Genomic DNA, 20753 nt, shown 5'->3' on the forward strand with positions numbered 1-20753 from the left:
CCTAACCGCGCCGGCGCAGGACGCCGAGCTGGACGACGTTGAACACGATGAGCACGGCCAGCAGGGCCACCGAGATCGCCGAGGCGGAGCCGAGGTCGAGGCGGATGAACGCCTCCCGGTAGATCAGCATCACCAGCGAGGTGGTGCTGTTGTCGGGGCCGCCCCGGGTCAGGATCCAGAACTGGTCGAAGGCCAGCAGCGAGCCGGTCACCATCATGGTCAGCACCAGCGCGATGGTGGGGCGCATCAGCGGGATCGTCACCCGGCGGAAGGTCTGCCAGCGGGTGGCGCCGTCGATGCGGGCGGCCTCGTACACCTCCAGCGGGATGGCCTGGAGCCCGGTGAGGATGATCAGCATGTTGAACCCGGCGAAGCGCCACAGCACCAGCACGACCGTGGAGCCCAGCGCCGAGGTGGAGCTGCCGCTGGTCCACGAGACGTAGCCGTCGATGACGCCGATGCTGCGCAGCAGGTCGCTGACCGGACCGATCTCGTCCGACAGCAGGCCCAGGAACAGCAGCGAGGCGCTGGCGAACCCGACCGCCATGGGCAGCAGGAACGACGTACGCAGGAAGCCGACCCCCGGGCGCCGGTGCTGCACCAGCAGCGCCAGCCCGAACGCCACCACGAACAGCAGCACCGTCATCACGACCGTGTAGCGCAGGGTGAACCACACCGCCGAGCCGACCAGGTCGTTGTCGGCGATGCGGGTGTAGTTGTCCGGGACGTTCATGGTGGGCACGCCCAGCAGCGGCCACTTGTGCAGTGACATCCAGCCCACCAGCAGCAGCGGGGCGAGGAAGAACACCACGACCATGACCGCGGTCGGAGCGGCGTACGCGGCGCCGGTCAGGGCCCGCATCCGGCTGCGGCTTGCCTTCGAGGACATCGACTCTCCGGTTCGGGGGGTGGTTCGGGGGTGTGGCCCGGCCGCCGAGCGGCGGCGGCCGGGCCGGGGTGGGATCAGCCCTGCTGGAGGGACTTGGTGATGGCGGTGTTGCCGTCGGTCAGCGACTTGGCCGCGTCCCCGAACAGGGCGCCGCGGACCGTCTGGAGCCAGGGGCTCTGCGGGTCGTTGAACGAGGCGTTGAAGTTCTTCGCGTACGGCGTGACGCCCTTGGCGACCAGGCTGTTGATGGTCACGATGCGCGGGTCGGCTGCGGAGTACTTGTTCGACGCGAGGTCGGTGCGGATCGGCACGCCCTTGTTCTTGGCGATGACCTCGACCTGCGCCTCCTCGGACATGGTCCACTTGAGGAAGTCCCAGGCCTGGGCGGCCTTGGTGCTGGTGGCGCCGATGCCGATCGAGTCGCCGCCGATGAAGGTGGAGTCGCCACCGTCCGGGCCGCTGATCGGCGCGACGCCCATCTTCACGCCCTTCTCCTCGATGAGGCCCAGCCACACCGACGGGCCGGGGGCGATGCCGATCTTGCCACTCTGGAGCGCGCCGAGCCAGGTCGGACCGGCTTCGTCCTTGGATGCCGGGGCCGCCACACCCTCCTCGTAGAGGGCGCGGTAGATGCCGAAGACGTCGGCCATCTCCTTAGAGTCGATCTTGGCGTTCTTGCCGTCGGCGTCGAGGACGTTGCCGCCCGCGCCCCAGACCGAGGGCCAGAAGGTGAACTCGACGCAGCCGCCGCAGTTGCCGCCGAAGTACGTGCCGTGCACGCCCCCGCCCAGCTTGTTGATCGCGCGGGCCTGCTCGGCGAACTCCTTGAGCGACTTCGGGCCCTTCTCCGGGTCCAGCCCCGCCTTGGCGTAGAGGTCCTTGTTGTAGAGCATCACCGACATGTCGACCGTGTGCGGGACGGCGTAGTTCTTGCCCTCCCAGGTGCCGGCCCGCACGTGTCCGGGCGACACCTTGTCCTTCAGCCCGCTGGCGGCGAACTTGTCGGTGATGTCGGCCCACAGACCCTGCGAGGCGTACTGCGGGGCGAACACCACGTCGGAACCGAACAGGTCCGGCAGCGCCTTGGCGCCCGCGGCCGAGGCCAGCTTCGCCGGGTACTCCTCGTTCGGGTACGAGGTGACGGTGACCTTGTTCTTGTGAGTGGCGTTGTAGGCCTCGGCGTACGCCTTGGACACCGACTCTGTCGCCGCCCGGGTCCACAGCGTCAGCTGGGCACCGTCGTCGACGCCGTCGGTGCCCGACGCGCCCGGCGCCGCCGGGTCGTCACCGCCGCACGCGGTCACCGATGCCAGCAGCAGCGCGACCGCGCCCAGGGCCAGGCCGCGCAGCTTCCTCACTCTCATGAGCACTCCTAATCGGTCAATTGAGCGGATTCAAGGGTGTTACCTATGGTGTTGCGTCAGGTGGTGCGTCTGAGGGGATCAGGCTGTCGGCAGCCAGATCCGCATCGTCGAGGGCCCGGAGCGGGCCCAGCGGTGGTACGGCACCAGCGGCACCGCGAGCGGATCGCGCCGCCCGACCGGCCCCGCGTCGGCGTACGGCCACGGCTGCTCGGGCAGGTCCTCGGTGTGCCCGAGCACCGTCACCGCCTCGCCGTCGGCCGGCGCGGTGTCCACGTCGACCCGCAGCGCGTCGAGGTCCAGCTCGCCGCCGGGCGACTCGGCGCACAGCACCAGCGGGCCCTGCTCGACCGCGACGCAGCCGCGCACCGCGTCGATGCGCGGGTCGGGGCGGGTGAACCGGGGCCGCATCGGCAGCTCCAGCACGACCACGTCGCCCGCGGCGAACTCGCGGGTCAGCACGGCCCGGTCCCCCGCGACCGGCTGCGGCTGCCCGTTCACGGTCACCGTCGCCCCGGCCGCCCAGGCGGGCAGGCGCAGCGCCAGCGTCCACGTGCCGCCGGGCGCGGCCAGCACGTCCAGCCGCACCGTGCCGTTGTCCGGGTAGCCGGTGGCCATCCGCACCGCGACCCGGCGGCCGTCGCCCAGCGCCGTGTCGATCTCGGCGTCGGCGAACTGGTGCACCCGCAGCGCGTCGCCCTCGACGCTGGCCGTGTACGTCGACAGGCTGGACAGCAGCCGGCCCAGGTTGGCCAGGCAGCAGGACACCTCGAACCACGGCGCCCGCGGCCCGCCCCCGAAGCCGAGCTGCTCCACATCGGTCGGCAGGACCCGCGTCGGCGTGCGCTGGTGCAGCGTGTGCGCGTAGAAGAACGAGCGGCCGTCGTCGCCGACCGCCGTGGCGACCACGTTGAAAAGGATCCGCTCGATCACGTCGGCGTACCGCTCGCGGCCGGTGGCCAGCATCAGCCGCCAGGCCACCATGATCGCCGCGATCCCGGCACAGGTCTCCGAGTACGCCCGGTCGGCCGGCAGCACGAAGTCGTCGCTGAACGCCTCGTCCAGGTGCCGCGAGCCCATCCCGCCGGTCAGGTACGTGCGCCGGGCCAGGGTCCGGTCGAACTGCGCCGCCACCGTCTCCAGCAGCTCGTCGTCGCCCGTCTCCACCGCCACGTCGATCACGCCCGCGGCCAGGTACAGCGCCCGCACCGCGTGCCCGCGCAGCACCGTCGCCTCGCGCACCGGGATGTCGTCGCTGAAGTACGACCAGCCGAACTCGTGCGGCGGCAGGCTGCGCTGCCCGCGCCGCGCCACGAACAGGGCCGCCTGGTCCAGGTAGCGGCGCTCGCCGGTCACCCGGTACAGCTCCACCAGCGCCGGCTCGATCTCCGGGTGCCCGCAGACCGCGTCGCGCCCGGCCGGGCCGAACTCCTCGCACACGTGGTCGGCCACGCGCCGCGCCACGTCGAGCAGCGCCTCTCCCCCGCCGGTGCGGGCCCGGGCGACAGCCGCCTGCAGCAGGTGCCCGGCGCAGTAGAGCTCGTGCCCCCAGGCCAGGTCCTCGTAGCGGGCCCGCTGCCCGGCCCCGCCGAACGCGGTGTGCAGGTAGCCGTCGGCCGCCTGCGCTCCCGCGATCATCGCGGTCAGCTCGTCGAGCTGCGCGTCGCGCGCCGGGTCGGCCACCCGCCCGGTCTCCCACGACATCGCCTCGACCAGCTTGTAGACCTCCGAGTCGGAGAACTCGCGGCCGCGCCGCTCCCGGCTGCCCTGGCCCGCTTCGGCGGTGAAGTTGCCGGTCCAGCCGAGCTTGTCCAACCACTCGCGGTGGTGGTCGAGGGTCTGGCGGCCGTTCACCTGCTGACGCTGCGCCCAGAAGCCCCCGGTGATGCGAACCTCTCCCAGGCCCAGCGGTCGCAGGACTCCCCGCGACGGCACCACGGGCCGACCTCCGGTCAGGTCGGCGGTCCGCGCCGTCACCGTCATCTCCGCCTCCAACAACTTCCGTGACCGTGGTCACTTGAACGTTGGAGCCACTGTGGATGCCGAAAACCTTTTCGGCAAGAGACCCGTTGTGTTACATCTCGATAACGTGGATCGAGACTAGCCAAGGTCGACGTGCACGCGTACTCTTCGACCCACTGTCGAAACGCGATCGAAAGGCTTTCAGTTGGGCAGGCGGCGATCCCAGTCGGTCACCCTCACCGACGTGGCCAGGCTGGCCGGGGTGTCGGTGGCCACGGCCTCCAAGGCGCTCAACGCGCGCGCGGAGGTCGCCGCCGACACCAGGCTGCGGGTGCTCCAGGCGGCCAACCAGCTGTCGTTCCAGCCCAATGTGCTGGCCCGCGGCCTCATCTCCGGGCGCACCCGGACCATCGGGCTGCTCACCGACGAGCTCGGCGGCCGCTTCTCCATCCCGATCCTGCTCGGCGCCGAGAACGCGCTGGGCAACGAGCAGATGTCGGTGCTGCTGTGCGACGCGCGCGGCGACGCCATCCGGCGCCAGCACTACATCCGCACCCTGCTCGCCCGCCAGGTCGACGGGTTCATCATCCTCGGCGACAGCAACGACCTGCGGCCCTCGCTCAGCCGCGACATCCCGGTGCCGGTCGTGTACGTCTACGGCCAGTCCACCGACCCCGCCGACCTGTCCGTGCTCGCCGACGACGAGGGCGGCGCCCGGCTGGCCGGCGAGCACCTGGTGTCGCTGCGGCGGCGCAACATCGCCCACATCACCGGCCCGCAGAGCTACCGGGCCGCCCGCGACCGGGTCACCGGTCTCAAGGCGGTGCTGGCCGAGTCCGGGCTGACCCTGGTCGGCGGCGAACCGCAGTACGGCGAATGGTCGCAGCGCTGGGGCCGGCACGCGGCGCGCACCCTCGTCAACGCCCATCCCGAGGTCGACGCCATCTTCTGCGGCAACGACCAGATCGCGGCCGGGGTGGCCCAGGCGCTGCTCGACCACGGCTGCCGCATCCCCGACGACGTGGCGATCGTCGGCTACGACAACTGGGAGGAGATGGCCGCCGACTGCCGCCCCCCGCTGACCACGGTGGACCTCAACCTGGAGCAGCTCGGCGCGACGGCCGTCATGCACCTGTTCGCGGCCCTGGACGGCACGCCGTCGTCCGGCGTCATCCGCCAGCCCTGCCGCCTGGTCGTCCGCGAATCCACCGGGCCCGCCCAGCAGCCCTGAGGTCTTGGTGCAGTTTCGGGGAAAGTGCAGGAATTCGGCGCAAGATTCCTGCACTTTCCCCGAAACTGCAGCCTCTTTCCCTGAGCCCTACCCATGGCTGGGGTTTCCCCTACTACCTGCTGCCGGCCTCGGGCCGCAGGGTGGAGACACCACACCCGAGCGCTTCGGGGGGCTGGACGGGAGAAATGCTGTGAAGAAAGTTCTGGCCAGACTGGCGGTCGTCGGGGCCGCGACGGTGCTCGCCGGCGGGCTGGCCGTGGGCGTCGCCCCGGGCGCGGCCCTGGCCGCAGGCTGCGTCGGCACCAACAACACCGACGTGAACGTCCCCGACCTCGGCACGGCGGAGAGCACCATCGTGATCAGCGGCTGCGCCGGCAACGCGGCGGCGGCCTCGACGGTCGAGGTGCACATCGTGCACGCCTACCGGGGCGACCTGGTCGTGAGCCTGGTGGCGCCGAGCGGCACCGTCTACGTGCTGCAGAGCCGTCAGGGCGGGTCGGCCGACAACGTCGACCAGACCTATACGGCGAACCTGTCGGCGCAGGCGGCGAACGGCACCTGGCGGCTGCGGGTGCAGGATGCGGCCGCCACCGACGCCGGGTTCGTCAACACCTGGACGCTGACGCTGGCCGTGACACCGCTGTGCTCGCGGACCAACGACACCGACACCACGGTCCCCGACAACGGCACCGTCACCTCGACCCTGGCCGTGGCGGGGTGTGCGGGCAACGCGTCGGCGACCGCGACGGTGGCGCTCAACATCGTCCACACCTACTCCGGCGACCTGGTGGTCAGCCTGGTGGCGCCGGACGGCAGCGTCTACGTGCTGCAGAACCGCCAGGGCGGGTCGGCCGACAACATCGTCAAGACCTTGACGGTGAACCTGTCGAGCGAGGTCCGCAACGGCACCTGGAGCCTGCGGGTGCAGGACGCCTCTCCGGCTGACAAGGGATACCTCAACAGCTGGACGCTGTCGCTCTGACGGCGACCGCGCGGACGGCCCCTCCACCGCGGAGGGGCCGTCCGCGTTCACGGTGCCGGAAGCTAGTCCTGGATCCGGTCCGGCAGGGCGAGCAGGCGGCAGCCCCGGGCCAGCGGATGCACCCGCAGGACGTCGGCCGCCAGCTCGCGCATCCGCTGCTCGGACGGGCCGTAGAAGTACAGCGCCAGCTCCGTCGGCCCGGACCAGTACGACTGCATCCGGCCCGCGTCGCCCAGGCTCTCGTGCAACTGCCCGATCAGCTCGTTGATGTCGTTGTCGGCGTAGACCTCGGCGGGCAGGCCGGTGCCGTCGAGATACACGGCGAGCCCGTCGAACCGGCCGAACACGACGGTCTCCCGGTCGTCGAGGTCGGCCGTGGAGCCCTTGGGCGCGCCCAGCGACTCCAGGGTCTCGATCACCACGGCCATGCCCTCGTCGGGGTCGCCCGCCAGCTCGACGTCGAGGTCGCAGAACGACACCTCGCCGGTGGCCGACATCAGGGTGCCACCGCCGTCGATCTCGCTGCCGGGGCAGCGGGCGTCGAGCACCTCCTGCAGCGGGTCCTCGTAGACATCGCCGCGGTCCATCGGCCGCAGGCGGGCGTTCAGAGTGATGGAAAGACGGCTCGACATGGCGGCGATGCTAGCCACCGGCACCGACAGCCGGCGCCGGCCGGCTCAGCCGAAAGCTGCCAGCAGGCCTTCGGTGGTGGTGATGTGGTGCGCGAAGGCGGGGCCGTTGACCTCGTGGGCGGCGTGCATGGCCTCGGGGGTGAACGCGGCGGTGGCGTCGCGGACGAGGGTGACGTGGTAGCCGAGCTCCATGCCGTACCGGCCGGTGGACTCGACGCAGGTGTTGGCGACCATCCCGACGATGATGATCTTCTGGACGCCGTGCTGCTTCAGCTGGAGGTCCAGGTCGGTGTTGGCGAAGCCGCTCTGCGCCCAGTGCTCGTGGACCAGCACGTCGCCGGGTTGCGGCTCGAAGTCCGGGTGCCACTGCCCGCCCCAGGTCCCCGCCGCGAACAGCTGGTTGGTCGCGCTGCGCAGCTGCGTCTGCGTCGGATGAGACCAGGTCTCGTAGTCGCCGGGCTGCCAGCGCCGGTGCCGGGAGTAGAACACCCGGATGCCCGCCTCGCGGGCCGCCGCCGCGACCTGCCGCATGTGCCCGATCGCGCCGACCGCCTCGGCGACCTCCCTCACCCGGGGCCACAGCTTGCCGCCCTCGCTGAGGAAGTCGTTGTACGGGTCGCTGATGATCAGCCCCGTCGTCGCGCTGCCGTACCGCTCCATCCGCCACCGCCCCCGCCCGCAGACCCCGAGGTCAGCCTAGGGTCGGGAGGGGCACCTTCTACCTCGAATAGCGACAAGAGGGTGTCCTTCCTTACCGCCGGGGCGGCGGGGTGGGACGGCGTTGACGGTGAACGTGAGGCGGGCTAGCGTTGCCGCAAACGTTTGTCGTGATGTGCACCGCCATGTCCGGGTAGCCCCCGCGAAGGGACGTCATGAGGCTGAAGGTCGGCGGCGTGACCGTCGCGGAGTACGTGATCGCGCCGGACCTGGACCCGACCCTGTCGCCGCGGCCGTACCTGCATCCGATCCGCACGCTGGCCGGGGCGGTGGTGACCGACGCGCTGCCGGAGGACCACCGCTGGCACCTGGGCCTGTCGCTGGCGGTGCAGGACGTCAACGGCACCAACCTGTGGGGCGGCCGCACGTACGTGCGCGACCAGGGCTACACCTGGCTCGACGACCACGGCACCATCACCCACGAGGGCTTCGACGAGGCCGCCGACGACCGCCTGGTGCAGCGGCTGGCCTGGCGCGACCGCGACGGCGAGGTGCTGCTGCACGAGCGTCGCGAGATCACCGCGACGCTGGTGCACTCCGAGGCGTGGCGGCTGGGGCTGAGCTGGGAGCTGACCGCGACACGGCAGGTGGCGCTGGGCAGCCCGGCGACCAACGGCCGCCCCGACGGCGCCGGCTACGGCGGCTGCTTCCTGCGGTTCGCACCGGTGCCCGACCCGAAGGTCAGCGCGGGCGAGCTGCGCGGCGAGAAGCAGGTCAACGGGTGTACGCGGGAGCGGGTCGACTGGGCCGTGCCGGGCTGGCGGGCCACGCTGACCGGGGCGTCGCGCTGGTTCGTGCGCACCGGCATCTACCCGGGCGTCTGCGCCGCGTGGGCCTACGACAAGATCCAGGTCGTCGAGGCGGGGGTGCCGTGGCGCGGCCGGTTCACCGCCGAGTTCGCCGACACCTGAGCCGCTAGGGCACGGTCAGCACCACCGGCCCGTCGGCGGTGACGGCGATGGTGTGCTCCGCGTGCGCGGCGCGGCTGCCGTCGCGGGTGAGCACGGTCCAGCCGTCGGCGCCGGTGCGGCTGTCGTCGCTGCCGCTCTCCACGAGCATCGGCTCGATCGCGATGACGAGGCCCTCGCGCAGCACCAGGCCCCGGCCGGGACGGCCGGTGTTGGGCACGTCGGGATCCTCGTGCATGGCGGTGCCGACACCGTGCCCGCCGAGCCCTTCGGGCAGGCCGTATCCGGCGGCTCGGGCCGTCGACTCGACCGCGTGGGAGATGTCGCCCAGACGCGCTCCGGGCATCGCGGCCGCGATGCCCGCGGCCAGGGCCTGCGCCGCGGTCCGGGCCAGCCGCTGCGCGGCCTGGTCGACCTGGCCGACCCCGACGGTGACGGCCGCGTCGGCGTGGTAGCCGTCGATGTGGGCGCCGCAGTCGATGCTCAGCAGGTCACCGGCGCGCAGGGCGCGGCGGCCGGGGATGCCGTGCACGATCGCGTCGTCGACCGACAGGCACAGCACCGCCGGGTACGGCATCGGCGCCCAGCGCGGGTGGTAGCCGAGGAACGAGGACTTGGCGCCGCTGGCGGCGATGAGGTCGGCGGCCAGCACGTCCAGCTCGTCCAGGCGTACGCCCGGACGGGCGGCGGCCGCGACGGCGGCCAGCACGGTGGCGACGACCCGGCCCGACTCGCGGACGGCTTCGATCTCGGCGGCGGTTCTCAGGACGACCATGGCTGGTATTTTAATACCAGTATTATCATCGGCGCCAGCGGTATGATGGGCCCCATGGTGCGCACCCCCCTGACCGACGACGAGCGCCGCCGCGGCGCGGCCCTGGGCCGCACGCTGCAACTGGCCCGGGGCGACCGCAGCGCCGCCGAGGTGGCCGCCGAGGCCGGGATCTCCCTGGACACACTGCGCAAGATCGAGCAGGGCGTGATCTGCACCCCGGCCTTCTTCACCGTCGCCGCCCTGGCCAGAGTGCTCGACCTCGATCTGAACACCCTTGCCGAAGCCCTCGCCGCGACGGCCGGCGCGCGCTAAACCCGTTGCGGGCACGGGATCGTCGCCGGCGCGAGATCCTGCGCGCCGAGCTGCCCTGATCCACTCCACCCGCCTGGCCCGATCGCGGGTCAGGCGCGTTCTGCGTGCCCGAGCCAGGGTGCGAACACGAAGTCGGTCGCCCGCCGGACGGCCGCCTGCAACGCGGCCGGATCGCCGGGCCGCTCCGGATCTTCGAGCAGCACCTGGAGCGCGCCGGTGATCGCGCCGACGAACGCGCCGGTCAGCGCAGCCGCACCGACCGCGTCCAGCCGGTCGCCGAACGCGTCGGCCAGGTGCCGGGCGATCTCCCGCTGGGCGTCGAGCTGTAGCTGAAGGCCCCGGCCGCGCACGGCGGGCACCGTCTGGATCAGCCGCAGCCGCAGCGCGGCAAGCGGGCTGACCAGGTCGTCGCTGTCCTGCGCCGTCTGCCGCAGGGCACGCAGCAGCACGTCGGCCGGGCCGTCGTCCGGCCCCCGCGCCGCTATCGCGTCGAGCACCGCCGCCACCCGCGCATCGCCCTGCGGGAAGAGCACGTCCTCCTTGGTGGCGAAGTAGCTGAAGAAGGTGCGGGTGCCGATCTCGGCGGCCGCCGCGATGTCGGCGACAGTGGTCGCCTCGTAGCCACGCTGCTCGAACAGCTCGGTCGCGGCGTCGACGAGGGCCTGGCGGGTGCGTTCGCGCTTGCGGTCACGGAGGGACACGCGATCAGCATACGGCAGTCAGCGCAAAACTGCATCGGTTGCAATTCTGCATTGAGTGCAGTTATGGTTCCGCCATGACCTCTCGCACCGTGCTCATCTCCGGCGCCGGCGTCGCCGGGCCCACTCTCGCCTTCTGGCTGGCCAGGCACGGGTTCCAGCCGACCGTCGTCGAACGGGCCCAGGGCCTGCGCTCCAGCGGCAACCCCGTCGACGTACGCGGCCCGGCCCTGCCGGTCGCCGAGGCGATGGGCGTCATGGACCGGCTGCGCGACGCGGCCACCCACGCCACCGCGCTGCGCCTCCTCAGCCCCGACGGCCGCCCCGTGGCCCGGCTGCCCCTGGGCGGCAGGCGCAGCGCCGCCGGGAACACCGAGGTCGAACTCCCGCGCGGCGACCTCGCCGCGGTGCTGCACGAGGCGGCCCGCGACCGCGCCGAGTTCCTGTTCGACGACACCGTCACCGAGCTGCGCCAGGACCCCGGCGGCGTCGACGTCGTCTTCGACCGGGCCCGGCCGCGCCGGTTCGACCTGGTCGTCGGCGCCGACGGCCTGCACTCGGCCACCCGGCGGCTCGCCTTCGGCCCCGAACCCGACTTCGTCGTCCACCTGGGCGTCTACGTCGCGACGATGCCGCTGGGCGGCCCGGTCGACCACCCGCACGACGTGCTGATCCACAACGAACCCGGCCGCATGGTCTCCATCCACCCCGGACGCGGGCAGGCCCTGGCCGCGTTCATCTTCCGCCACCCGCAGGTGCCCGGATTCGACCACCGCGACACCGGGCAGCACCGCCGCATCGTCACCGACGCGTACGCCGGAGCCCGCTGGCGGGTGCCGGAACTGCTCGCCCGGCTGCACGACACCGACGAGCTCTACTTCGACTCCGTCAGCCGGGTCGACCTGCCGACGTGGTCGCGCGGCCGGATCACGCTGCTCGGCGACGCGGCCTCGTGCGTGTCCCTGTTCGGCGACGGCTCCAGCCTCGCCATGGCCGGGGCGCACACCCTGGCCGGCGCGCTGGCCGCCGATCCGGACGACCACGACCTGGCCCTGCGCCGGTACGAGTCCACGCACCGCAGGCTCGTCGAGCCGAAACAGCGCGGCATGGGCCGGGCGGCGGCGCTGCTCGTCCCGAAGACCGCGCTCGGCATCACCGCCCGCAACCTGGCCGCGCGAGCGTGGCCCGGCAGGGTCTGACCCGCGCGTACGCAGGTGCGTGCGTGCACTTTCCCCGAAACTGCACGCACCCGGACGTTCGATGCGAGGGGCGTCAGGGGGAGAGGGTCAGGGCGGCGGCCAGGCAGAGGGCTGCGGCCGTGGTGGCGACCGCGCGGATCGTGTTCCAGCGCGCCCAGCGCGCCTCGGCGAACCGGGCCCGCACGGCGGCGAGGTCGGCGATCTCGCCGGGGTCGCCCGCCGCCTTGAGCGCGTTGTTGAGCGGCAGGTGCACCGCGGTGGTGATGAAGAAGGCGACCAGGTACAGCACGAACGCGGCGAGGATCCACCACAGCGCGGTCTGGTCCGCGACGGGCAGTTGCAGCAGCGCGGCGACCCCGGTGAGCAGTAGGGCGCCGAGGAAGCCGCCGCCCAGGAACCAGCCGTTGAGGATCGCGCGGTCGATCGCCTGGAACGCCCCGACGAAGGTCCGGTCGTCGGTGCGGCGCAGACCGGGCATGATCGTGTGTGCGTACAGGCCGAACACTCCCGCCATGATCCCCATCGCGACGGTCGCGGCGATCAGGACCACCTCCCGCACCAGGCTCACCACGCCTGCGCCACCGACGGGAAGTACGGCCGGCTGAGCCCGCGCTCGGCCAGCGTCCGCTCGTAGAACTCCAGCATCTCGGTCATGTCCCGGATGCCGTGGTCCAGGTCGTCCAGCGCGTCCGCGTCACCGGGCCGCTCCCGCAGCGTCCGCGCGGCCCGCAGGAACACCCCGCGCAGTTCGGCGAAGGTGTCACCCTGCACGTGCAGGCCGGGGAAGTTCCGGTCCGGCAGATGCGTCACCGCCCAGTTGCCGCCGTGCCGCAACAGCTCCACGTCGCTTCGCTCCACCCGACGATGATCCCACTCGCGCGGCGGGACGGCTGCGGCGCGTCCGGACGCCTACCAGGACTGGCGCTCGGTGAGCCAGGTGTCGATACGGCGCAGCTGGCGGGCGGTGAGACCCGACTCGACCGGCGGCGCCACGACCAGGGCCCACGCGCCCCAGCCCGCCCGGTCCCGGCGGCGCAGCTGGTGCCGGGCGTCGTCGTCGGTCCACAGCAGCGGCCGGCCCTCGTCGAGCACCCGCTGCGCGGTGGGCAGCTTCCACCAGTGGTGCCGCACCACGATCAGCGGAGACGCGATCTCGGCGTCGCCGTCCTCGGCGAACTCCGGGCACTCGGCCACCGGCCAGCGCGGCAGCCCCAGCGCCGTGCCGACGTTCACCGCGTACGACTGCCAGGTGCTGTGCCAGCGGATCTCCGCGCGGCCCTCGGCGTGCACCCGGTGCAGGAAGTCCAGCACCGGGCGGGCGGCCAGCAGCGGCCACTCGATCCCGTGGGCGCTGACCGCCGAGGCGCGCACCCACTGGTCGCGCGGCCACACCCGCAGGTCCGGCTCGTGGGTGACCGCGTTGATCACCCCGTCGATGTCGAGCAGCCAGACCGGTTTCGCCACCGCCGCCTCCTCGTCCGATCCCGACGTGCCGGGAAGTCTACGCCGCTGCGCCGGCCGGTCACCCGATGCGACGGTCCCGGTGTCCGAGCAGGATGGACCGGGTGGAGCCCATCCCGTAGCGGTCGATGTCGCTGGAGATCGCCGCCACCTCCGCCAGCAGCGCGTCGACGTCGACCCCGGCCCGGCGGGCGCGATCGCACAGGTCCCGCAGGCCCAGGATCTCGTCGCGGGTGTCGCTGCCCTGGTCGCGGGCGGAGAACAGAATCAGCTCCGCGCGGACCGCGTCGACGTCGTCGGCGTACGGCAGCTGCGCCGCCCACCGGAACGAGGGGTACCGGTCGAACAGCTCCCGGACCGCCGCCCGAGTGCCCCCGTCGCCCGCCGCATACAGCTCGACCATCTCGCCCAGCACTGCCTCGGCCCGGTCGCCCACGTCAAGGGCCGACAACGCCGCCGCGACGTCCTCCCCGAGCTGCGGCAATCGCTCCAGGTCGACCGGCGCGTTCGCCACCGGCCGGTACACGGCGTCGAGCTCGGCCACCGCCGCCTCAACCTCCGCCAGCTCCACGCTCCGGTCCTCTCCCGCGTCGGGGATTCTGCAGTTTCGGGGAAAGTGCACGAATCGCGTTCAAGATTCCAGCACTTTCCCCGAAACTGCACGCGCCCAGCTCACTCCCCCGGCCACCGCGGACGGGTCAGCGGTAGGGCATCTTCGGGAACCAGCCGTAGCCGAACATCGCGGGCAGGCGGATGTCCCAGTAGACGAAGGTGAACACGCCCAGTGCGATCAGCAGCGCCCCGGTCACCGCGGCGGTCCGGGCGGGCTTGGCGGCCAGCCACCGTACGAAGCCGCCGCGGGTGACCAGCACCACCACCGCGAACAGCACCGACACGATCAGGATGTTGCCCAGCGACTGGAGCACGAACGCGCCCGCGCCGTACAGCGGGTTGCCGGTGTCGACAGCCCAGTGGAACAGCTTGTTGAACAGCGGATACGGCCGTCCGATGAGGAAGCCGCCGACCAGCGCCCCGAGCAGCACCACCCGCCCGACAGGACGGCGCGCGAACGGGTCCGGCAGCACTCCGATCGCGGCCAGGCCGAGGTAGACGAAGGCCAGCCCGATCACGCCGAACGCCACCATCGACTGGATCAGGCGCACCGGCAGGCCGCCGACGACGTCGGTGGACAGCTGCGGCAGGCGGTCGCCGAGCAGCACGCCGACGAAGCCGTACACGGCAGAGACCGTGACCATGCCCAGCGTGAGCCAGCCGACCGGCCGCAGCAGCCCGCGCAGCCCGGACCGGGTGGCGCTCGCGCCGCCCGCCTGGCTCATCGGGCCGATCGAGGCGGCCATCGCGATGTTGCACGCCGTGAAGGTGCCCGCCAGCCCGGACACGAACGCGAAGACCAGGCCCGCCACGGTGCCGCCGATCGCCGTCGCCTTGGCGTCGTGGCCGAGCAGCGTGTTGGCGACGTTGTCGCCGATGACGTGGTCGACGAACTCGAACGACCAGAGCACCGCCAGCGCGAGCCCGGCCACGATGCTGCCGACGATGAGCGCGCCGCGCCGCGCGGGGCGCGCCGGTTCGGGCGGCGCGATCAGTGATCTTTCTTCAGTGAGAGCCATGAATGGATTGTTTGAGCTGATCCAGGCCCTGTCTTCTTCGAAAGTGCGACCGATGAAGCTTCTTCACGATTGCGCCCGACGGGCACCGGGCGGTCGCCGCCTGTTCAGGTCCAGATCGCGGCGGGCAGGCCGTCGCTGAACACCTCCGGCTCGGCGGGCAGGCACGCGGCGGTGCCCGCCGCCACCCGCCGGGCCGACCAGGCCGCCGCCGCGGCGTCGAGCACGTCGTCGACCCGGGCGAGGCGACCCACCGGCCCCAGCTCGCTCGCCAGCACGATCCCGGCCTCGACCAGCAGCGCTCGCCGCTGCTCCGCCCCCGCCCAGGTCGTCTTGCCCGACGGCAGCGGACCACCGGCCATCGCCGCGAAGGACAGCTCCGGGTGCACCTCGACGACGCGGCGATGCTGGTCGCGCACCCACCCGTCCACATCGAGGATTCGTTCGCGCAGCCCGTAGGCCTGGGCTGAGATTCCTTCGGCTGAGGGGGTCGCGGCGCGGTTGCGCTGGACCGCCTCGGCGTGGTCGGCGGCGAGCAGCGCGTGCCGCACGGGCGTCATGAACACGGACGCCCGGCGCACTCCGGCCTGCACTCGGGCCAGCTCGTCGGCGCTGCGGCGGCCGCTGTCGGGCAGTCCGATCGGGATGTCCACGCCGACGACCGCCACGGACCCACCCGTCTCGGCCGCCGCGAGCAGCTCCGCGATCGTCGCGCCGAACCAGGCCTCGACCCGGGTCCCGTCAAGCACGATCCCGACCCAGCCCGCCTTGCAGGCGTCGGCCCCGAGCACACGTACCGCCATGCCGGCGACGATACCGGCCGGGCCGCCGCTACCGCGCCCGGTTGACGCCCGATGTCCGGCACCGCCGGTAGCATCGCCGCCGAACCGCATGTGAAGGAGCACCGCATGACCACGCCCACACCCTCCAGGAGGACAAGCCCGCCTGACGGCCGCGAAGATCGGCGGTTGCGGTCCGAAGACGACACCAGAGGGCGGTTCATGACCGCAGACAGCGATCATGCCTTCCGCCCCGCGCCCGCTGGCCGTGCCCGGCCCGCCGCGGACCCGGCCGCGGGTGTGAGTCAGCGGGTGCGGGCGGCCACGGCGTGCAGGGCTAGCAGGACGTAGCCGAGCAGGAGTGGGGCGGTCACCGGGAGCAGGGTGGCGAGCAGGGCCGCGAGCAGGGTGATCCCGGCGGCGGCGGCGAGCGCGGCCGGGCGGGTGAGAGCGGTGCGCAGGGCCTGGCGGTAGCCGTACCCGCGGCCGAGCAGGGGGATGCTGAGGGCGACCGCGCCGGTCAGCGCGACCCCGACGGCGCCGGTCGCCAGCAGCAGCGGCCCGCCGCCCGGGACCGCGCCCGAGCGCAGCCACCAGGCGTTCAGGGCGAGCAGCAGCGCGGCCGCGAGGACGGTGAGGACGGCGGCCGCGCCGGGCAGCAGGCGGCGGCCGAAGGTGCGCACCAGGTCGCCGAGGGCCGGCCAGCGGCCCTCGGCGAAACGCAGGTGCACGGCCTCGGCCCCGACGGCCAGCGCCGCCCCCGCGGTGAGCAGGGGCAGCGCGGCGACGGTCACGGCGATCCCGGCCAGGGCCAGGTCCGCGGCGTCGCGCAGGGTGTCGCGCCAGTCGGTGCCGGTCGTGGTGTCCATGGTCAGCCCTTGAGCCCGCTGGTGCTGATGCCCTGGACCAGGAACCGTTGGAAGGCCAGGAAGAACAGGAACACCGGCAGCAGCGACAGCACCGACATGGCCAGCATCGGCCCGAGCGAGGTCTGGCCGCTGGAGTCGACGAACAGCCGCAGCGCGATCGGCACGGTGTAGCTGCGCACGCTGGGCAGGTAGACCAGTTGGGCGAAGAAGTCGTTCCAGGTCCAGATGAACGAGAAGATCGCCGTCGTGATCAGGGCCGGTCGCGCCAGCGGCGCGATGACGTGCCAGAAGATGCGGTACGGGCCGCTGCCGTCGATCTTCGCCGCGTCGTCGAGCTCGCGCGGGATGCCCCGCATGAACTGGACCATGAGGAACACGAAGAACGCCTCGGTGGCCAGCAGTTTGGGCACGATCAGCGGCAGCGGGGTGTCGACCCAGCCGAACTCGTGGAACATCACGTACTGCGGGATGATCAGGACGTGGCCCGGCAGCAGCAGGGTCACGATCATCAGGGCGAACCAGCCGCGCCGCCCGAAGAACTTCAGCCGCGCGAAGGCGTACGCGGTGAGCAGGCACGACACGCAGTTGGCCAGCACCGACGCCCCGGCGATGAGGAAGCTGTTCCAGAAGAACCGGCCGAAGCTGACGCCGGGGATGTAGCCCCAGCCGACGGTGAAGTTGGACCAGGTCACCTCCTCCGGCCAGACCGACTGGTTGCTGGTGATCTCGGTGGGCGACTTCAGCGCCGAGCCGAGCACCCAGACCAGCGGGTACAGCACCACTGCCAGCACGAGCACCAGCATCACCACGCGGGACAGGGCGCGCAGGCGGGTCATGATTCGCCTCCGTCGGAGTAGTGCACCCAGAACCGGCCGGTGCTGAAGAAGACCACCGTGATCAGGCCGATCGCGGCCAGGAAGATCCAGGCCAGCGCGGAGGCATAGCCCATCTGGAAGTCGGTGAAGCCCTTGTCGTAGATCATCAGCGTGTAGATCTTGGTGGAGTAGACCGGGCCGCCGGTGCCGTTGCTGATGACGTACGCCGAGGTGAAGCCCTGGAAGCCGTGGATGGTCTCCAGCACCAGGTTGAAGAAGATCACCGGCGACAGCATGGGCAGCGTGACGTGGAAGAACTGGCGCACGCGGCTGGCGCCGTCGACGGAGGCGGCCTCGTACAGCTCGGTCGGCACCTGCTTGAGCCCGGCCAGGAAGATGACCATCGGGCCGCCGAACTGCCACACCGACAGCACCATCAGGGTGCCCAGCGCCCAGTCCGGGTCGTTGATCCACGGCTCGCCCTGGAGGCCGAACAGTGACAGGAAGCTGTTGAACGAGCCCTCGCCGTTGAAGATGGCCACCCACACCAGGGCGAGGGCCACCGAGCCGCCCAGCAGCGACGGCAGGTAGAACGCGCTGCGGAACAGGCCGATCCCCCGGCGTTCCCGGTTGAGCAGCAGTGCCACGCCCAGCGACGCGGTGAGCTTGAGCGGGATGGCGATCAGCGCGTAGGTCAGGGTGACCCGCACCGACTTCCAGAAGATCGGGTCGGTGGTGAAGATCTTCTCGTAGTTGGCGGTGCCGACCCAGTTCAGCATGTCCCAGCTGGACAGGATGTCGTAGTCGGTGAAGCTGAGGTAGAGCGAGAACAGCACCGGGAACGCGGTGACCGCCATCAGGCCGATCAGCCACGGGGACAGGAACACGTACCCGGCCAGGCCTTCCTGGCGGCGGCCCGCATTCCGGCGCGATCGCCGTCGGGGCGGCGCGGGTGGGGCCGCAGCGGCCTCGGGCCGCGTCGCCGTGGTGAGCACCACGTCGCCTCTCCTTCCTAGGAACATGGGACAGCGGACTCCCCTGGTCGGCCGCGGCCCGTAGGGAAAGGGTCGCGGCCGGCCAGGGTGGCGGCTCAGGCCAGCTTCGCGGCGGCCTCGGTGAAGAACTGCTTCGCGGCGGCCTCAGGGGTCTGCTTGCCGTACGTCACCGTCTCGGCGATGTCGCGCAGCGTGTTGCGCAGCCCGCTGTGGCCCTTCGGCGGCGGCGCCGGGGCCGGGCCGAACTTGGGCGCGATCTCGTTCTCGAACGCGACCGTGTCCTTCATCTTCTGGTCGGTCAGGCCGTCGGAGACGGCCTTGCGCACGTCCAGGTTGTTGGGCAGCCCGCGGTCCACGCCGAGGACCTTGCCCGCCTCCACGTCGTTGACCAGGAAGTTGATGATGTCGGCGACCACGTCGGGCGACTTGGTCGTGCGCGAGCCCGCCCAGTACGTCGACGCGCGCGCCCACTGCCCCTTCGGGTCGCCCGGGTACGCCGTCATCGCCAGGTCGGCCTTGGTGGCCTTCTGCATCTCCGACAGCTGGTTGGACCACATGAACGACACCGCCGCCTTGCCGGTGACCACGAGCTGCTTGGTCACGCTGCCGTCGACGGCCTCGTGCACGATGTCGGCCGGGGGCGTGGCGCCCTTGGCGCGGGCGTCGACCCACAGCTTGAACCAGGAGGCCAGGTCGGCCTCGCCGAAGGCGAGCTTCGGGCCGTCGTAGAACTCCTTGCCCTGCGAGCGCAGCCACAGCCACAGCGCCTTGTAGTCGGCGCTGGGGTCCATCATCCCGTAGTAGCCGGGCTTCTTGGCGGTGATGCCCGCCGCCCAGGTGATGATCTGGTCGTAGCTCCAGCCGATCTGGGGCGCGTCCACGCCGAGCGCGGCCAGGGCGGTCTTGTCGTACACGATCGCCGGGGTGTTCTCGCCGGTGGCGATGGCGACCTGCTTGCCGGCGAGCTGGCCGTACTTGGTGAGGCTGTCGGGGTGCTTGGTCACGTCGATCTTGCCGTTGCCGGTGTACTTCGACAGGTCCAGGGTGACGTTGCGGCCCGCGTACTCGGCCAGGCCGTTGTCGTCGAGCTGGAAGATGTCGGGGGCGTTGCCGCCCGCGGCGATCGTGGCCAGCTTGTCGTAGTAGCCGGTGAACGCCTGCCAGGTGGGCGTGATGGTGACGTTCGGGTGCTTGGCGGTGTAGAGCTTCAGCGCCTGCTCGGTGAGCTTGGCGCGGGACTCGCCGCCCCACCAGAAGAACGAGATGTTGACCGGGGCGTTCGGGTCCGCGGCGGGCTCGTCGTCGCCGCACGCGGCCAGCAGCCCCGCCGCCGGGACGGCCAGAGCCGCGCCGCCGAGCGTACGCAGCAGGTGGCGGCGATTCCATCCGGCTGCGGGCAGGCTACCGTGGTGCTGCGCCGGCGTACCGGCCGGCGCGGGTGTCGCTGGGTGCATTAGCTGTCACTCCCTGCTTGTCAGGGCGACACCGTCAGGTGGCGGCCCCTGCCGCCGACCCGGGCCCGCAGTGCGATGCGGGCCCGGGCCTGACGAATCGCGGATGACCAATTCGGTCTGCAGCGTTACCAGTGCGGTGGTGCGGCGGTCGTCGCCATGCTGGAGCAGCATGTCGACGGCCGCCCGTCCGGCGGCCGCCGTGGGGGTGGCCACCGTCGTCAGCATGGGGCGGATGCGCCGGCTCAGCGCCGTGTCGTCGATGCCGACGACGCTGATCTGGTCGGGCACCTTCACCCCGTTGTGGTCGAGGGCGTCGATGAGGCCCACCGCCATCAGGTCGTTGTAGGCGAGCACCGCCGTGGCCCCGGCCCGCAGGACGGCGTCGGCCTGGGCCGCGCCGCCCTCCTCCGTCGGCGGGTTCGGGCCGAAGACGGTCAGCTCGGCGCCCGCCGTGCGCGCGGCCAGGGTCGCGGCGCGGCGGATCTCGCGGTTGGTCCACGAGCCGCGCGGGCCGCCCAGCAGCGCGATGTTCCGATGTCCCAGGGCCACGAGGTGCTCCACGGCCAGCCGGGCGCCCTGGCCGAGGTCCATCACCACGGCGGGCAGGCCCGGCACCGGCCGGTTGACCACGACCAGCGGGACCTCGCGCGACAGCTGCTCGATCTGGGTGTTGCTCATGCGCGGGCTGCACAGCAGGATGCCGTCGACCTGCTTGGCCAGCGCCAGCACCAGCTCCTCCTCGACGCCCGCGTCCTCGCTGGTGTCGGCGACGAACACGTGGTAGTCGCGGCTGCGGGCGTGGCTCTCCGCCGCCTTGATGAGCGGCGGGAAGAACGGGTTGGCGATGTCGGCCACGATGAGGCCGATGTTGTGCGTGCGGCCCGTGATCAGCGCGCGGGCGGCCCGGTTGGGCCGGTAGCCCAGCTCCTCGGCCACGGCCAGCACATGGGTGCGCGTCTCCGGGTTGACCAGGTGCGGTGCGGAGAAGGCCCGCGACACGGTGGAGACGTGCACCCCGCTGGCCCGGGCGACGTCGCGGATCGTGACCGGCACTGGGGCTCCTTCGCTCTCGGTGGGTGCCCTAAT

General features: G+C 71.9%; 23 protein-coding genes. 5 read left to right on the forward strand and 18 right to left on the reverse strand.

All coding sequences use genetic code 11. The features are described from left to right. Position 1: 1 nt before the first annotated feature. The 3 genes from Cs7R123_RS08060 to Cs7R123_RS08070 all read right to left on the reverse strand — a co-directional run bounded on the left by Cs7R123_RS08060 (position 2) and on the right by Cs7R123_RS08070 (position 4233). Positions 2–889, reverse strand: a complete 888-nt coding sequence (locus tag Cs7R123_RS08060) for a carbohydrate ABC transporter permease (protein ID WP_212824748.1) — start codon at positions 887–889, stop codon at positions 2–4. A 74-nt stretch (positions 890–963) separates the two neighbouring features. Continuing rightward, positions 964–2253 carry a sugar ABC transporter substrate-binding protein gene (locus tag Cs7R123_RS08065; RefSeq protein WP_212824750.1) on the reverse strand — a complete coding sequence of 430 codons (1290 nt, stop codon included), beginning with the start codon at positions 2251–2253 and terminating at the stop codon, positions 964–966. Between the two features lie 78 nt (positions 2254–2331). Then, positions 2332–4233, reverse strand: a complete 1902-nt coding sequence (locus Cs7R123_RS08070; protein ID WP_212824752.1) for a glycoside hydrolase family 127 protein — start codon at positions 4231–4233, stop codon at positions 2332–2334. A 184-nt stretch (positions 4234–4417) separates the two neighbouring features. On the opposite strand from Cs7R123_RS08070, the gene Cs7R123_RS08075 reads away from it, so the two are divergent. After that, entirely contained in the window at positions 4418–5443 is a 1026-nt protein-coding gene (locus tag Cs7R123_RS08075) for a LacI family DNA-binding transcriptional regulator (protein ID WP_212824754.1), read from the forward strand. Positions 5444–5633: 190 nt separating this feature from the next. After that, positions 5634–6425: a proprotein convertase P-domain-containing protein gene (locus tag Cs7R123_RS08080; RefSeq protein WP_308442875.1), complete on the forward strand. Its 792-nt coding sequence runs from the start codon at positions 5634–5636 to the stop codon at positions 6423–6425. A 62-nt stretch (positions 6426–6487) separates the two neighbouring features. Here the strand turns inward: Cs7R123_RS08080 and Cs7R123_RS08085 are convergent, their stop codons facing one another. Both Cs7R123_RS08085 and Cs7R123_RS08090 read right to left on the reverse strand, forming a co-directional pair. Then, entirely contained in the window at positions 6488–7057 is a 570-nt protein-coding gene (locus Cs7R123_RS08085) for a hypothetical protein (RefSeq protein WP_212824758.1), read from the reverse strand. A 45-nt stretch (positions 7058–7102) separates the two neighbouring features. Continuing rightward, positions 7103–7717 (reverse strand): cysteine hydrolase, encoded by a 615-nt coding sequence (locus Cs7R123_RS08090; RefSeq protein ID WP_212824759.1) that lies wholly within the window; start codon positions 7715–7717, stop codon positions 7103–7105. A gap of 212 nt (positions 7718–7929) precedes the next feature. Between Cs7R123_RS08090 and Cs7R123_RS08095 the strand changes: the two genes are divergently transcribed. Further along, positions 7930–8685 carry a DUF6807 family protein gene (locus Cs7R123_RS08095; RefSeq protein ID WP_212824761.1) on the forward strand — a complete coding sequence of 252 codons (756 nt, stop codon included), beginning with the start codon at positions 7930–7932 and terminating at the stop codon, positions 8683–8685. Between the two features lie 4 nt (positions 8686–8689). Here Cs7R123_RS08095 and map read toward each other — a convergent pair whose 3' ends face one another. Beyond that, the gene (map, locus tag Cs7R123_RS08100; RefSeq protein ID WP_212824763.1) at positions 8690–9457 is read right to left on the reverse strand and encodes a type I methionyl aminopeptidase; all 768 of its coding nucleotides are present in this window, start codon (positions 9455–9457) and stop codon (positions 8690–8692) included. 54 nt (positions 9458–9511) lie between these two features. Here map and Cs7R123_RS08105 point away from each other — a divergent pair, with 54 nt between their 5' ends. Continuing rightward, positions 9512–9769, forward strand: coding sequence for a helix-turn-helix domain-containing protein (locus tag Cs7R123_RS08105; RefSeq protein ID WP_212824765.1), 258 nt, complete (start codon positions 9512–9514; stop codon positions 9767–9769). An 89-nt stretch (positions 9770–9858) separates the two neighbouring features. Here the strand turns inward: Cs7R123_RS08105 and Cs7R123_RS08110 are convergent, their stop codons facing one another. Continuing rightward, the gene (locus Cs7R123_RS08110) at positions 9859–10470 is read right to left on the reverse strand and encodes a TetR/AcrR family transcriptional regulator (RefSeq protein ID WP_244871685.1); all 612 of its coding nucleotides are present in this window, start codon (positions 10468–10470) and stop codon (positions 9859–9861) included. A gap of 74 nt (positions 10471–10544) precedes the next feature. Here Cs7R123_RS08110 and Cs7R123_RS08115 point away from each other — a divergent pair, with 74 nt between their 5' ends. Continuing rightward, entirely contained in the window at positions 10545–11666 is a 1122-nt protein-coding gene (locus Cs7R123_RS08115; protein WP_212824767.1) for an FAD-dependent monooxygenase, read from the forward strand. 73 nt (positions 11667–11739) lie between these two features. Here Cs7R123_RS08115 and Cs7R123_RS08120 read toward each other — a convergent pair whose 3' ends face one another. The 11 genes from Cs7R123_RS08120 to Cs7R123_RS08170 form a co-directional block, all read right to left on the reverse strand. Further along, positions 11740–12225: a DUF1772 domain-containing protein gene (locus Cs7R123_RS08120; protein ID WP_244871686.1), complete on the reverse strand. Its 486-nt coding sequence runs from the start codon at positions 12223–12225 to the stop codon at positions 11740–11742. Positions 12226–12230: 5 nt separating this feature from the next. Then, complete coding sequence (locus Cs7R123_RS08125) at positions 12231–12524, reverse strand: hypothetical protein (RefSeq protein ID WP_212824769.1); 294 nt, start codon at positions 12522–12524, stop codon at positions 12231–12233. 51 nt (positions 12525–12575) lie between these two features. Then, a complete protein-coding gene (locus Cs7R123_RS08130; protein WP_212824771.1) occupies positions 12576–13130 on the reverse strand; it encodes a hypothetical protein in 555 nt (184 codons plus the stop codon). A 58-nt stretch (positions 13131–13188) separates the two neighbouring features. Next, a complete protein-coding gene (locus Cs7R123_RS08135; protein ID WP_212824773.1) occupies positions 13189–13698 on the reverse strand; it encodes a hypothetical protein in 510 nt (169 codons plus the stop codon). A 127-nt stretch (positions 13699–13825) separates the two neighbouring features. Further along, positions 13826–14758 carry a hypothetical protein gene (locus tag Cs7R123_RS08140; RefSeq protein ID WP_212824774.1) on the reverse strand — a complete coding sequence of 311 codons (933 nt, stop codon included), beginning with the start codon at positions 14756–14758 and terminating at the stop codon, positions 13826–13828. A gap of 104 nt (positions 14759–14862) precedes the next feature. Continuing rightward, a complete protein-coding gene (locus tag Cs7R123_RS08145; RefSeq protein WP_212824776.1) occupies positions 14863–15558 on the reverse strand; it encodes a DUF429 domain-containing protein in 696 nt (231 codons plus the stop codon). 281 nt (positions 15559–15839) lie between these two features. After that, positions 15840–16403 (reverse strand): hypothetical protein, encoded by a 564-nt coding sequence (locus tag Cs7R123_RS08150; RefSeq protein WP_212824778.1) that lies wholly within the window; start codon positions 16401–16403, stop codon positions 15840–15842. A 2-nt stretch (positions 16404–16405) separates the two neighbouring features. Next, complete coding sequence (locus Cs7R123_RS08155) at positions 16406–17239, reverse strand: carbohydrate ABC transporter permease (protein ID WP_212824780.1); 834 nt, start codon at positions 17237–17239, stop codon at positions 16406–16408. Then, entirely contained in the window at positions 17236–18216 is a 981-nt protein-coding gene (locus tag Cs7R123_RS08160) for a carbohydrate ABC transporter permease (RefSeq protein ID WP_374706926.1), read from the reverse strand. The genes Cs7R123_RS08155 and Cs7R123_RS08160 overlap by 4 nt, the downstream gene beginning before the upstream one ends. 92 nt (positions 18217–18308) lie before the next feature. Next, on the reverse strand, positions 18309–19667 hold the full coding sequence (locus tag Cs7R123_RS08165; protein WP_212824783.1) for an ABC transporter substrate-binding protein: 1359 nt from the start codon (positions 19665–19667) through the stop codon (positions 18309–18311). A gap of 6 nt (positions 19668–19673) precedes the next feature. Then, positions 19674–20720: a LacI family DNA-binding transcriptional regulator gene (locus Cs7R123_RS08170; protein ID WP_212824785.1), complete on the reverse strand. Its 1047-nt coding sequence runs from the start codon at positions 20718–20720 to the stop codon at positions 19674–19676. Between the last annotated feature and the right edge of the window lie 33 nt (positions 20721–20753).

This window comes from Catellatospora sp. TT07R-123 (assembly GCF_018327705.1).
In the GTDB taxonomy this organism is placed as follows: Bacteria; Actinomycetota; Actinomycetes; order Mycobacteriales; family Micromonosporaceae; genus Catellatospora.

Coding starts and splice junctions, on each gene's coding strand:
- Cs7R123_RS08060 (WP_212824748.1), bottom strand. CDS start 889: ATGTCCTCGAAGGCAAGCCGCAGCCGGATGCGGGCCCTGACCGGCGCC.
- Cs7R123_RS08065 (WP_212824750.1), bottom strand. CDS start 2,253: ATGAGAGTGAGGAAGCTGCGCGGCCTGGCCCTGGGCGCGGTCGCGCTG.
- Cs7R123_RS08070 (WP_212824752.1), bottom strand. CDS start 4,233: ATGACGGTGACGGCGCGGACCGCCGACCTGACCGGAGGTCGGCCCGTG.
- Cs7R123_RS08085 (WP_212824758.1), bottom strand. CDS start 7,057: ATGTCGAGCCGTCTTTCCATCACTCTGAACGCCCGCCTGCGGCCGATG.
- Cs7R123_RS08090 (WP_212824759.1), bottom strand. CDS start 7,717: ATGGAGCGGTACGGCAGCGCGACGACGGGGCTGATCATCAGCGACCCG.
- Cs7R123_RS08095 (WP_212824761.1), top strand. CDS start 7,930: ATGAGGCTGAAGGTCGGCGGCGTGACCGTCGCGGAGTACGTGATCGCG.
- map (WP_212824763.1), bottom strand. CDS start 9,457: ATGGTCGTCCTGAGAACCGCCGCCGAGATCGAAGCCGTCCGCGAGTCG.
- Cs7R123_RS08105 (WP_212824765.1), top strand. CDS start 9,512: ATGGTGCGCACCCCCCTGACCGACGACGAGCGCCGCCGCGGCGCGGCC.
- Cs7R123_RS08115 (WP_212824767.1), top strand. CDS start 10,545: ATGACCTCTCGCACCGTGCTCATCTCCGGCGCCGGCGTCGCCGGGCCC.
- Cs7R123_RS08140 (WP_212824774.1), bottom strand. CDS start 14,758: ATGGCTCTCACTGAAGAAAGATCACTGATCGCGCCGCCCGAACCGGCG.
- Cs7R123_RS08145 (WP_212824776.1), bottom strand. CDS start 15,558: ATGGCGGTACGTGTGCTCGGGGCCGACGCCTGCAAGGCGGGCTGGGTC.
- Cs7R123_RS08150 (WP_212824778.1), bottom strand. CDS start 16,403: ATGGACACCACGACCGGCACCGACTGGCGCGACACCCTGCGCGACGCC.
- Cs7R123_RS08155 (WP_212824780.1), bottom strand. CDS start 17,239: ATGACCCGCCTGCGCGCCCTGTCCCGCGTGGTGATGCTGGTGCTCGTG.
- Cs7R123_RS08165 (WP_212824783.1), bottom strand. CDS start 19,667: ATGCACCCAGCGACACCCGCGCCGGCCGGTACGCCGGCGCAGCACCAC.